8 protein-coding genes are annotated in these 12,267 nt (G+C 68.2%); 4 read left to right on the top strand and 4 right to left on the bottom strand.

Annotation, left to right across the window (positions count from 1 at the left end):
* The first annotated feature begins 364 nt into the window (after nt 1-364).
* The 3 genes from BZB76_RS08725 (at nt 365) to BZB76_RS08715 (ending at nt 3,605) form a co-directional block, all read left to right on the top strand.
* A complete protein-coding gene (locus tag BZB76_RS08725) occupies nt 365-1,108 on the top strand; it encodes a GntR family transcriptional regulator (RefSeq protein WP_117398739.1) in 744 nt (247 codons plus the stop codon).
* A gap of 53 nt (nt 1,109-1,161) precedes the next feature.
* The gene (locus tag BZB76_RS08720; protein ID WP_121433788.1) at nt 1,162-2,514 is read left to right on the top strand and encodes a PTS transporter subunit EIIC; all 1,353 of its coding nucleotides are present in this window, start codon (nt 1,162-1,164) and stop codon (nt 2,512-2,514) included.
* A gap of 626 nt (nt 2,515-3,140) precedes the next feature.
* Entirely contained in the window at nt 3,141-3,605 is a 465-nt protein-coding gene (locus BZB76_RS08715; protein WP_121433787.1) for an Rv3235 family protein, read from the top strand.
* A gap of 56 nt (nt 3,606-3,661) precedes the next feature.
* Here BZB76_RS08715 and secA read toward each other — a convergent pair whose 3' ends face one another.
* Complete coding sequence (secA, locus tag BZB76_RS08710) at nt 3,662-6,646, bottom strand: preprotein translocase subunit SecA (protein ID WP_121433786.1); 2,985 nt, start codon at nt 6,644-6,646, stop codon at nt 3,662-3,664.
* Nucleotides 6,647-6,829: 183 nt separating this feature from the next.
* On the opposite strand from secA, the gene BZB76_RS08705 reads away from it, so the two are divergent.
* Complete coding sequence (locus tag BZB76_RS08705) at nt 6,830-7,183, top strand: HGxxPAAW family protein (protein ID WP_281273856.1); 354 nt, start codon at nt 6,830-6,832, stop codon at nt 7,181-7,183.
* Between the two features lie 654 nt (nt 7,184-7,837).
* On the opposite strand, the gene BZB76_RS08700 is transcribed toward BZB76_RS08705, so the two are convergent.
* From BZB76_RS08700 to hpf, 3 genes are all read right to left on the bottom strand, one after another.
* Entirely contained in the window at nt 7,838-9,034 is a 1,197-nt protein-coding gene (locus BZB76_RS08700) for a winged helix-turn-helix domain-containing protein (protein WP_246006832.1), read from the bottom strand.
* Nucleotides 9,035-9,082: 48 nt separating this feature from the next.
* A complete protein-coding gene (locus BZB76_RS08695; RefSeq protein ID WP_121433784.1) occupies nt 9,083-9,844 on the bottom strand; it encodes a response regulator in 762 nt (253 codons plus the stop codon).
* 368 nt (nt 9,845-10,212) lie between these two features.
* On the bottom strand, nt 10,213-10,857 hold the full coding sequence (hpf, locus tag BZB76_RS08690) for a ribosome hibernation-promoting factor, HPF/YfiA family (protein WP_121433783.1): 645 nt from the start codon (nt 10,855-10,857) through the stop codon (nt 10,213-10,215).
* Between the last annotated feature and the right edge of the window lie 1,410 nt (nt 10,858-12,267).

The following is a 12,267-nucleotide window of genomic DNA, read 5'->3' as shown; positions in this document are numbered from 1 at the left end:
GAAGATGAAGATGCGGGCTCGAACTCGTCAGGGAACCGTCCTCCACAGGGAAGGTGCCGACCCGTCCATGACCGGGAGATTCGGCCGTCCGGCACCGGGCCGGGAGCCGGAAGAGGACACGCCGGGGAGCCCTTGCCCGGACATACCGCCCAGAAGGGGCCCGTGACCTGGAAAATCGTCGATCTTGGTGTCCGTGGCCCGTGACCCGGTCGTTACGAATTCGTGCATTGACATGCCTTTCGGTCCTGTGGTCTAGTCCGGCCTAGACCAGTACGAACCAAATCGAACACCTTCGAAGCCCACTTCATCCGTCGAAACCCGGCGAATCCCATCGATCCGGCCCCCGGCCATCGAGGACACCCCCGTGACGACAATCGACCCGCACAGTCCGGTACCGAAGTACTTCCAGCTCCGCGCGATCCTGCTCGACCTGATCGAGAGCGCGGAACTGCCCGTCGACGCCCCGATACCCTCGGAGCGCGAGTTGTGCGTCCGGTACGGACTGTCACGCATGACCGTGCGGCAAGGGGTCGACCAGCTCGTCTCCGAGGGCCGGCTCTACCGCGTCCCGGGCAAGGGCACCTTCGTTGCCCGGCCCAAGATCGAGATGCCGCTGCGGCTGGTCTCGTTCACCGAGGACATGCTGAGCCGCGGCCTCCATCCCGGCGCGATCGATCTGGACCGGCGGACCGTCCCCGCGGACGCCCGCCTCGCCCGGATCTTCGAGGTCGAACCGGGCACAGCGATACACGTCATCGAACGGCTTCGCACCGCCGACGGTGAGCCGATGGCGCTGGAACGTGCCCACATCCTCGCCTCGCTCGCCCCTGACCTGCTGGACCGGCGACTCGCCGACCGATCCCTTTACGGAGTTCTGGAGGCGGTGTACGGCCTGGTCTTCGACGCGGGCGACCAGACCATCGACGCGAGTCTGGCGGACGCCGCCGACGCCAGGCACCTGCACATACCCAGGGGCAGTGCCGTGCTGCTCCTACAACGCCGCTCGTACACCGGAGGCGTATGCGCCGAGCTGGGCGTGTCGACCTACAGGGCGGACCGTTACCAGATCCACACGGCTCTCGGAAATCCACCGCCCCCGCAGGCCTGAAAACCCAGCCAGTCCCTGAGAACTCCTGAAATCCCCTGAGGAGGAACCTCGCGATGACAGCCACGACAGTGGACTCAGCGCCACGCCGAGGGTCGAGCGCCCTCGCGATATTGCAGCGAATCGGCCGCAGCCTCATGCTGCCGATCGCCGTCCTGCCCGCCGCCGGCATCCTGCTGCGGCTCGGCCAGGCCGACATGCTCGGTAAGGACGGTCTCGAATGGAACCGCGTCGCCGAGATCGTCGGTGAGGCCGGAAACGCGCTGTTCGTCGCCCTCCCGCTGCTGTTCGCGGTCGGCGTGGCGATCGGTTTCGCCAAGAAGTCCGACGGCTCCACCGCGCTCGCGGCCGTGGTCGGCTACCTGGTCTACGACCGGGTCTCCAAGATCATGTTCTCGCACACCGATGAGCTCAAGGACACGGTCGTCGTCACCAAAATGCAGGGCGACGCACCCACGCCGGTGATCGACTGGGGCCTGAAGAACCCCACCGACGTCCTCGGCGGCATCCTCATTGGCCTCACCGCGGCACTCCTCTACCAGCGGTTCTACCGTGTGAAGCTGCCGGCCTACCTGGCGTTCTTCGGTGGCCGCCGGTTCGTCCCGATCGTCACCGCGTTCGCCGCGCTGATCCTCGGTGTGCTCATCGGCCTCATCTGGCCCCTGTTCGGCAACATCCTCACCGACTTCGGTGACTGGGTCACGGGCGCGGGCGCCCTCGGCGCCGGTGTGTACGGCGTCGTCAACCGTCTGCTGCTGCCCTTCGGCCTCCACCACATCCCGAACTCGCTCATCTGGTTCGTGTTCGGTGACTTCCAGACCGGCGAAGGCGTCGTCAAGGGTGAGGTCAACCGCTACCTGGCGGGCGACCCCGACGCGGGCGGCTTCCTCGCCGGCTACTTCCCCGTCCTGATGTTCGGCCTCCCCGGCGCGGCGTTCGCCATCTGGCGCGCCGCTCCCGCCCACCGGCGTCCCGCGGTCGGCGGCATCATGCTGTCCGCCGCGCTCACCGCGTTCGTCACCGGCGTCACCGAACCCATCGAGTTCTCGTTCATGTTCGTCGCGCCCGTCCTCTACGGCGTGCACGTCGTCCTCACCGGCATCTCGATGGCGGTCCTGGAGGCCGCCGGAGCCCAGCTCGGGTTCAGCTTCTCCGCCGGGTTGATCGACCTACTGCTCAACGCGAGGAAGGACAATACCGAGCAACTCGCGCTCATCATCGGAATGGGCGTCCTGTACTTCTTCATCTACTTCTTCGTCTTCAGTTTCCTGATCAAGAAGTTCAACTTCGCGACCCCCGGGCGGGAACCCGAAGGCGAGGAAACGGTGGCCGCCGACCCGGCGGTCGACCCGGAAATGGCCGGTAACAAGAAGGAAGGCGGCGCGCAGGGAGCTCCCGCCGGCGGCTGACCTTCCCCCAAGGGGCGCCGCGTTCCCCTCATCCGAGCGGCGCCCCGCCGGGCCGGTCCAGCCCCCTGGCCCGGCCCCCAGGAGAGTCCCGGGATTCCCGCGCCTCACCCGGGACTCGCTCCCAGGCGGCGGGACGCCAACGGCGTCCCGCCGCCCCTCCTTTCCCGGCCCGCCACCCTCGCGGCCCCAACACCCCGCCCCCTCCCCAGACCTACGGGCCGCCCCAAGGCCCTCACCGCGCCGCCAGCGCCCCCGGTCGTCCAACAAACCAGACTCCAAACGACAGAACGCCAGAACACCCCCTCCCCAGACTTACGGGCCGCCCCGACTTCCTCACCGCGCCACTCCAGCACCCCTGGCGTCCAACAAGGCAAGGGGGCTCGGAGGGGCGGACGCCACACGTCCTGCTGCGCTCCCCTGCTCAGGCGTACGAAGCGGCTCGCTCGCGTCCAGACGTTCTTGCCTCGCGGCTTCAGCGGCTCCTGTCCGTCGACGAGATGGGGGAGCCCGGCGACGGCCTTTACCTCAGGCTCGTCCTCGGTGGGTGGGATCGGCCTGATGCGGTCAGGATGTATTTTTCGCGGCTCTCGTGACTCCTGTCTCTGAAAGAGACAGGAGGTTTTCGTATGGGGCGTCGTTCGGAGAAGGCCGTGGTGGTGCGGTTCGTTCGGTATCAGCCGGTGACGCGTGGGGCGCTGGCGTTGAGGCCGGCGGTTCCCGCGGCGCGGGTGCCGGAGTTGCGGGTGGTGCGGCCCGCGGACGGGGTGGACGCGGAGGTCCGGGCCGTCGCCGACACCGCCGTGCGGCTGGTCGTGGAGGTCCTGGCGGGGACGCGGCCGCCTCATCAGCTGTCGCTCGTGGCCGTTCCCGAAGTGTGCAGGAAGGTGTCCCGGCGCGGTGAGGCGGTCGGGCGAGGGAGACGGGTCGTCCCGCCGAAGGTGCTGTCCAGTCGTCTTCAGCGGCCTGTCCCGGCGGTGGCGGAGGTGGTCGCGGTGGTCGTCGTCGCCGGACGTGTCCACGCGCTGGCCCTGCGGCTCCAACACATGCGGGGACGGTGGCGTTGTACCGCGCTGGAGACGACCGCGCCGTGAACGAACGGAAGCGGCCCCCGGTGTGCACCGGGGGCCGCTTTCGTGACTTCTACTACCTACTTGGCCTTGTTACGCGGGTCGCCGTGGCAGCGCTTGAACTTCTTGCCCGAACCGCAGGGGCACGGGTCGTTGCGGTTCACGCCCGCGTACTCGTCCGGCGTCTCCTCGCTGTGGTGCTCGACGCCGCCGTCACCGTCGACGGTCGGGGCCGAGTACTCCAGCTTGGACGGGCGCTTCGGCTTCTCCAAGCCCTTCGCCTTGATCGCCGGGGTCTCCTCCGCCTCCTCCAGCTCGTCGGCGGGGGCGGCGTCGGTGTCGCCGGCGGACTTGGCGACCGAGACGGGCGCGGCGCCGACGGTCGGGACCGACGGCTGCTCCTCCACCTCGACCTCCAGGTGGAACAGGTAACCGACCGACTCCTCCTTGATGCCGTCGAGCATCGCGTTGAACATGTCGTAGCCCTCACGCTGGTACTCCACCAGCGGGTCGCGCTGCGCCATGGCCCGCAGACCGATGCCCTCCTGGAGGTAGTCCATCTCGTAGAGGTGCTCGCGCCACTTGCGGTCGAGGACGTTCAGCACGACGCGGCGTTCGAGTTCGCGCATCACCTCGGAACCGAGTTCCTCGTCGCGCTTGTCGTAGGCCGCCTGGGCGTCCTCGCGGATCCGCTCGGCGAGGGTCTCGGCGTCCAGGCCGGAGATGTCGCCGCCGGCCACCTCCTCGACCAGCTCGTCCACCGTGATCGAGATCGGGTAGAGCTGCTCGAACGCCTTCCACAGCTTGGCGAGATCCCACTCCTCGGCGAAGCCCTCGGCGGTGGCGCCCGCGACATAGCCCGCGACGACCTCGTCGATCATGCTGCGCACCTGCTCGTGCAGGTCCTCGCCCTCGAGGACCTTGCGGCGCTCGGCGTAGATGACCTTGCGCTGCCGGTTCAGGACCTCGTCGTACTTCAGGACGTTCTTGCGAACCTCGAAGTTCTGCTGCTCGACCTGGCTCTGCGCCGACCTGATCGCGTTGGTGACGATCCTGGACTCGATCGGCACATCGTCCGGGATGTTCAGCCGCGTCATGATCGACTCGACGCGGGCGGAGTTGAACAGCCGCATCAGGTCGTCCTCGAGGGAGAGGTAGAACCGGGACTCGCCCGGGTCGCCCTGACGGCCGGACCGTCCGCGGAGCTGGTTGTCGATGCGCCGCGACTCGTGCCGCTCGGTGCCGAGGACGTACAGGCCGCCGAGTTCGACGACCTCCTCGTGCTCGCCCTCCACGTCCAGCTTGGCCTTCTTCAGCGCCTCCGGCCAGGCCGCCTCGTACTCGTCCGGCGTCTCCAGCGGCGACAGGCCCCGCTGGTGCAGCTCCAGGTCGGCACGGAAGTCGGGGTTGCCGCCGAGCATGATGTCGGTACCGCGTCCCGCCATGTTCGTCGCGACGGTGACGGCGCCCTTGCGACCCGCCTCCGCGACGATCGCCGACTCCTGCTCGTGGTTCTTGGCGTTCAGCACCTGGTGCGGGATGCCGCGCCGCTTGAGCATCTTGCTCAGCTTCTCGGACTTCTCCACAGAGGTCGTACCGACCAGGACCGGCTGGCCCTTCTCGTGCCGCTCGGCGATGTCGTCGACGACGGCCTCGAACTTGGCCTGCTCGGTCTTGTAGACGACGTCCGACACGTCCTCGCGGACCATCGGCTTGTTCGTCGGGATCGGCACGACGCCGAGCTTGTAGGTCTTGTTGAACTCGGCGGCCTCGGTCACGGCCGTACCGGTCATGCCGGACAGCTTGTTGTAGAGGCGGAAGTAGTTCTGGAGGGTGATCGTGGCGAGGGTCTGGTTCTCGTCCTTGATCGGCACGCCCTCCTTGGCCTCGATGGCCTGGTGCATGCCCTCGTTGTAGCGGCGGCCGTGCAGGATACGGCCGGTGAACTCGTCCACGATCAGGACCTCGCCGTTCATGACGACGTAGTCCTTGTCGCGCTTGTACAGCTCCTTCGCCTTGAGGGCGTTGTTGAGGAAGCTGACGAGGGGCGTGTTGACCGAGTCGTACAGGTTGTCGATGCCGAGCCAGTCCTCGACCTTCTCGACGCCGGACTCGGTGATGCCGACCGTGCGCTTCTTCTCGTTGACCTCGTAGTCACCCGGGCCGTACTCGTCGACCTGCCCGGCGGTGCTGATCAGCTCCGCCCGCTTCAGCCGCGGCGCGATCTTGGCGAACTCGGGGTACCACTTGGAGTTCTGCTCGGCCGGCCCTGAGATGATCAGCGGGGTACGGGCCTCGTCGATCAGGATGGAGTCGACCTCGTCCACGATCGCGAAGTTGTGGCCGCGCTGCACGCACTCTTCCAGGCTCCACGCCATGTTGTCGCGCAGGTAGTCGAAGCCGAACTCGTTGTTCGTCCCGTAGGTGATGTCGGCGTTGTAGGCCGCGCGGCGCTCCTCCGGCGTCATCTGCGGGAGGACGACACCGACCTCGAGCCCGAGGAACTGGTGGACGCGGCCCATCCACTCGGCGTCACGCTTGGCGAGGTAGTCGTTGACGGTGACGACGTGGACGCCCTTGCCGGTCAGCGCGTTGAGATAGGCGGGGAGGACACAGGTCAGGGTCTTGCCCTCACCGGTCCTCATCTCGGCGATGTAACCGACATGGCGGCTGCTGCGCTGACCGGTCTCGTCGGAGTTGCGCTTCTCGTCGTCGGAGGCCTTCTGCGTGCTCATGTGCAGCGCCGCGCCGCCCATGATCTGCACGTCGAAGTGACGCTGGCCCAGCACTCGTTTCGCGGCCTCACGGGCGGTCGCGAACGCGTAGGGCAGGAGCTCGTCAAGGACCTGGCGCTCGGCGTCCCGCTCGGACTTGCCCTTGGCGACGAGCTTGGCCACCTCCTCGGTGATCTCCTCCTTGAACTTGTCGGTCTGCTCGCGCAACTCGGCGTCGCTCATCTCGAGGTAGTCCTCCTCGATCGAGTTGACCTGATCCGCGAGCTTTTTGAGCTTGCGCAGAACTTTGCCCTCGCCCGCACGAAGGATTTTGTCGATGACTGGCGGCACTCTCAGAGGCTCCTTGCAGATCGTGGGTCACCGCTCCAGCGGCGCGCACACCACACGTACGATGCCATCGTAGGCGAGACCCAGAATGGTCTACGTCACTCCGCAGCGCAATCCATAGCACGCCTCGTTTGACCCTCGGGCTCCCGGAGAGGATGTTTCCGACGAAGCGGAGGGAGACGCGCAGTGTCCGAACAGTCGCAGTCCGAAGGGTCGCACGGATCGCACGCCGGGCGACCGAGTTCATGGATGGCCGTCTCGGTCATCTTCGCCGGGTTCGTCGTCGGCGGCGTGGCGCTCTGTATGGGGCCACTGTGGATCCTGTTCTGGGTGGGCGCCGGGATCATCGTTCTCGGCATGATCATCAGCGGTTTCGTCCATCTGTTCGCCGATGTGGTCGTGGACGCGCCCCGCGTCATTCCGGAAATAGTCGACTACTCACTGTTCGGCTCCCGCTCCGACAAGCGCCGCGGCGGCCCCGCGGGCGAGTCCCTCGACCGCCCGGTGGCCACCGACCCCCAACAGACCCCCCACGGCTGACCCCCCTCACCCCACCAAGATCACCCCGCCCAGAAAAACCCGGATTCGGTAGCCCCAACCCCCGAAAAGAACAAGCCCGAAACCCATCCCACCCCGGCCGAGGGCACTCGGCCGGGGCGCCCGCTCGGAACGCTTGCCCAGACGCACCCGACCGCTGCGCCGACAAGCGCCCCCGTCCAATGCCGACGGCCAGCAACCCAGTCCACACGCCCAACCAGCCCGCCCAGTCAACGCCCCCGGCCGGTGGTCCGCGGCGCCACGCTCGAACGGCACGCCCAGTCGACAGGCCCGGCCAACACCCTGGATCAGCCACCTGGCCCGCACCTTGGTTAGGACACCCGGACGCCACGCTCGATGGGCGCGCCCAGTCAGGGCGCGAACGGCACGCCCGGCTGGGGCGTCCGGTCGGGGCGGGTCGTCCGCCTTCGTCGTGGTGAACGGCCAGGCGGGGACGCGGTTCGGGCGCAACTTTTTCTGTGGCCCGCGCGTGGCCCCGGCATGGCGCCTGTGGGTAAGGAGCGCGTCGGCGTCGTTGTGCGCTCTGGCCATGGGCGCCGCCGGGGTCATCTGTGAGGCGATCGTCCGCCGCGTCCGGGAACCATCGATCAGTCCTGGGTGGATGCCGGTGGTGTCGGCGATGGCGGGGGCGGTTGGTTAGGTGGGGGTGGTGGTTTTCAGGGCGTGTTCGATGGCGGTTGGGGGGAGGTCGGTTCTCTCGACGCGGACGTCGTCGCAGCCGACCCAGGTGGCGGCGCGCCAGAGGGCCGTGGCGAGGGCGGTGGTCGAGGTCTCCGTTCTGGCGGGGGTGCTGACGGCCCACGGTTCCAGGGAGACCTGCCGGGCGACGAGGGTGCGGCCCTCCCGGGCCGGGTCGACGCGTCCGATCAGCCTGCCTCCGGCGAGGAGCGGCATCGCGAAGTAGCCGTGGACGCGCTTGGCCTTCGGCACGTACGCCTCCAGGCGATGGTCGAACCCGAAGACCCGGGAGGCGCGGGCCCGGTCCCAGACGAGGGAGTCGAACGGGGACAGCAGGGTCGTCGCGTGGCGGCCGCGGGGCGGGGTCGCCACGGCGTCGGGGTCGGCCCACGCGGGCTGGGACCAGCCGGCGACGCGGGCCGGGACGAGCCCGGTCGCCTCGATCACCTGGTCGACCTGGTCGCGCTTGATGCGGTAGTAGTCGGCGAGGTCGGCGCGGGTGGCGACGGCGAGGGCCCGTCCGGCGCGGGCGACGAGGGCGGTCAGGCAGGCGTCGTCGTCCGGGTCGAGCGCGAAGTACTCGGCGGGGACGGCCCGTTCGGCCAGGTCGTAGACGCGGCGCCAGCCGACGCGTTGCACGCAGACGACCTCGCCGATGTCCAGCAGCCACTCGATGCCGATCTTGTGGTCGCTCCAGTCCCACCATTCGGCGCTCGCCTTGGCGCCGCCGAGTTCCTTGGTGGTCAGCGGGCCGTCCGCCGCCAGCTTCGCGCGGATCTCGGCGCAGACGCCCTCCGGGACCTTGTGCCAGCGCCACCCGCGGCTTCGGTAGGCGCGGCGGCGGAACGCGAACAGCGGCCAGTCGGCGATGGGCAGGATGGACGCGGCGTGCGCCCAGTACTCGAACGTCCCGTTTCCGGCGGCGCCGTTGCCCCAGTAGGCGGTTTCGATCGTGTCGCGCCCGACCGGCCCCAGGCGGGCATACGAAACCAGTTCGTGGGACCGGGCGAGGACGGAGATCGTGTCGAGCTGGACGGCGCCGAGCCGTCCCAGCATCGCCGCGACGCCGCCCTTACGCCACGCGCCCAGGAAACCCTGGGCGCGCAGCTGAAGCCGTCGTGCCTCGTCCGCGCTGAGTTCCACCGTGTCGACCACGTCCGCGATGCTACGTCACGACACCGACAAAACCGGATTGGTGGTGACTCAGGTGATCTCCAGGAGCTTCTCCCGGACGGCGTACACGACGGCCTCCATCCGCGAGTGCAACTGGAGCTTCTCCAGGATGTTGCGGACGTGGTTCTTCACGGTGTTCTCGGAGATGAACAACTCCCGGGCGATCTCCCGGTTGCCGAGACCGCGCGCGACGAGGCGCAGCACCTCCATCTCCCGGTCGGTGAGGCGCGGCGCCGGGACCTGCTGCGTCCGCTCCTCGCTGCGCTTGGCCAGCGCCGCGAACTCGGTGATGAGCTTGGACGCCATCGACGGGCTGATCAACGACTGGCCGCCGTGCACGGCCCGGACGGCCTGCGGCACCTCGTCGATCGAGATCTCCTTGAGCAGGTAGCCGCTGGCCCCGGCCTTGATCGCCTCGAAGAGATCCTCCTCCTCGTCGCTGATGGTCAGCATGACGATCTTGGCGCTGGGCGCGGCGTCCTTGATGGCCGTGCACGCCTCGATACCGCTGCGGCGGGGCATCCGGATGTCCATCAGGACGACGTCGGGCAGCAGGTCACCGGCCATCTCGACGGCCTCGTGCCCATCGCCGCCCTCACCGATGACCTCGATGTCGTCCTCGCCCTGCAGGACCATCTCCAGACCCCTGCGGAACAGCGCATGGTCGTCGACGATGAGCACGCGGATCGGATCGGCCGTCCCGGCCGGCTGGGCCGCCTCCCGCCCGGCGGGGACGGCGCCGGGCTGACGGGGTACCGCCGCGGCGTCGCGAGCCTCGGGATTCTCGCTCACCAGAGTTCGCGGCGTGGAGGAGACGCCGCTTCCCCCCTTCACTATTCAGCGATCTGGAACCACCGGAGGGTTGTTCTCCGACGGGTCGTCCTCGGGAACATACGGGTTCCCGGGGCGAACCCGGGGGATTTCGGGCCGGGGTGTCCCCCGGTGAACTGCTGTGCGTACCGGGAGGTTCCCGGCGGCCCGCGTCCGTCCGGAAAGGAACCGGTACGGCGGGGAGCCGCACCGGAGCCTCCCGGACCTTCGCGGATCGACTGGTACGCCTTTTCAGATCATGGCATGGTTCGGACGGTGACGTGATGCGAGTACCGCATCACTGAACACACTCCATCTTCGATCGGTACGCCCGTTCGGATGGAGAACGTTCACTCTTCGACGAGCCTGATGACTCCGTAGTCCCAGCCTCTCCTTCGGTAGACGACCGAGGGGTGCCCGGTCTCCTTGTCGCGGTACAGGAAGAAGTCATGGCCGACGAGCTCCATCTCGAAGAGCGCCTGCTCGATGCCCATCGGCTCGGCCTTGTGGAACTTCTCGCGGACGATGACGGGGCCGTCGCCGTCCATCGGGATGGGGACGAGATTCTCCTCCGGGGAGACCTTCACGGGTTCGGGCTCGTCAGCGGCGGGCTCGGTGACGGCCTCCGGGGGTTCGGGGAGCGTCTCGGGCAGGGGCTCCATCGTCGCGAGCTTGGCGCGCCCCTTGCCGCCATGCCCTTTGCGCCGCTCGGCGTTGCGGCGCAACCGTGACTCCAGCTTGTCCAGCGCCAGGTCGAGGGCGCCGTAACGATCGTCGGCGGCGGCCTCGGCTCTGATCACCGGACCGCGGGAGCGGATCGTCAGCTCCACCCTCTCGCGCTGGTCGGCCAACCGTGGATTACGTTCCTCGGACACCTCCACATCCACGCGGATGACCTTCTGGTTGAGCCGTTCGATCTTGGCGAGTTTGTTGTCGACGTGCCGCCGGAACCTATCGTTGACATCGGTGTGCCGGCCCCTCACGGTGATGTTCACGTGGGACCCCCCTTCTCCCGGTTGTACTCAGGCTTTGCCCGGGGTCCCCGGCTGAACACCTCTCATCCCCGACGATTCGTGAAGATCGTGGACGAAAAGTGCTCACCGCCCCGGACGCGCACCACAGGACGGTGGGTCGCACCCGCCCGGCCGACCTGGTCTTCGTCCCCACATCCGCCTGCTGAGGGGCTCGCGGCGCTTTCGCCACTACTGCCCTTCTCCCGGTTCGGGGGATGTCGGATCCCCCGACGGGGCAGGACTTACCTCTAAGGCGCACCGTGATCGGTCGACGAGAAGTCGCCTTACGTGGGCCGTTTCGCCTGCGCCTGGCATCGGCTTGCCGGACCGCCTCTCGTGCTCCGCACGAGCACTGCGATCCGACGCAACCACGGACCCGGGCGGGTGCCATGTCAGGAACGCTAACCCCTTACGCCACGAATGTCAGGGGGGTGGGCCGAGGAAATACTCACTGACCGTCATCGGAACCCTCCCGGACGCCCGCCTCACCCCCTCCCCACCGCCCCACCACCGCCCCCGAACCCCACCCGCACACCGGATCCGCCCATCACGACCCCGCAGGTCAGAGCACCCTGGCCCGGCGGTGAGTTTCCCCACCCCGACCGCGACAGAACCCAACCCACCCACCCGAATCCCTCCCTACCGACTACACCAGGTAACTACCTACAACCCCACCCCCCACCCCGAAGAAAGTCACCACCCCCCCACACACCACAACCACCGCCCGTCCCACCGCGTCTCCCTTTCCAACCACGGCCCGTCACCACCACTCACCCGCCATCCCCGCTCCCACCCCACGCCCAGTAGCCGCCACGAGCACGACCACCACCTTCGGAGCGGTTCGCGGACGACCCGGCGGCCGTCACCACCGGTCTCGACCTCGCAAGCGCTGCTTCCGCCAGAGGTAATCGCCACCACCGGTCATCACCACGAACACTGGCCGTCACCCTCAGCGCGGCCGCAATCACGACCGGCGGCCGTCACCACCCGGCTCGACCTCACAAGCGCTGCCCGCCCCCCAGGCGCCAACCACTACTACGTCTCACCTCACAAGCGATGGCCATCACGATCGGTGTCCCTCAGCACCGGTCCCACCTCACGCCGGGGGCGGTCACACGCACTGCCCCACCGTTGATCCCGCCGCACAAGCGGTGGCTGCCGCCGCAGCCGGCACGCATCACTGGTACCCGTCACGACCGTCTCACCTCACAAGCCATGGCCATCACGATCGGTGTCCCTCAGCACCAGTCCCACCTCACACCGGGAGCCGTCACGCACTGCCCCACCGTTGATCCCGCCGCACAAGCGGTGGCTGCCGCCGCAGCCGGCACGCATCACTGGTACCCGTCACGACCGTCTCACCTCACAAGCCATGGCCATCACGATCGGTGT

This window comes from Actinomadura pelletieri DSM 43383, assembly GCF_003634705.1.
GTDB lineage: Bacteria > Actinomycetota > Actinomycetes > Streptosporangiales > Streptosporangiaceae > Spirillospora > Spirillospora pelletieri.
Note: the sequence above shows the minus strand (reverse complement) of the source record. Positions and strands in the feature narration are given on the sequence as shown.

Bases quoted from the DNA above. Each gene is read 5' to 3' on its own strand.
- BZB76_RS08720 (WP_121433788.1), top strand. From the start codon at position 1,162: ATGACAGCCACGACAGTGGACTCAGCGCCACGCCGAGGGTCGAGCGCC.
- BZB76_RS08715 (WP_121433787.1), top strand. From the start codon at position 3,141: ATGGGGCGTCGTTCGGAGAAGGCCGTGGTGGTGCGGTTCGTTCGGTAT.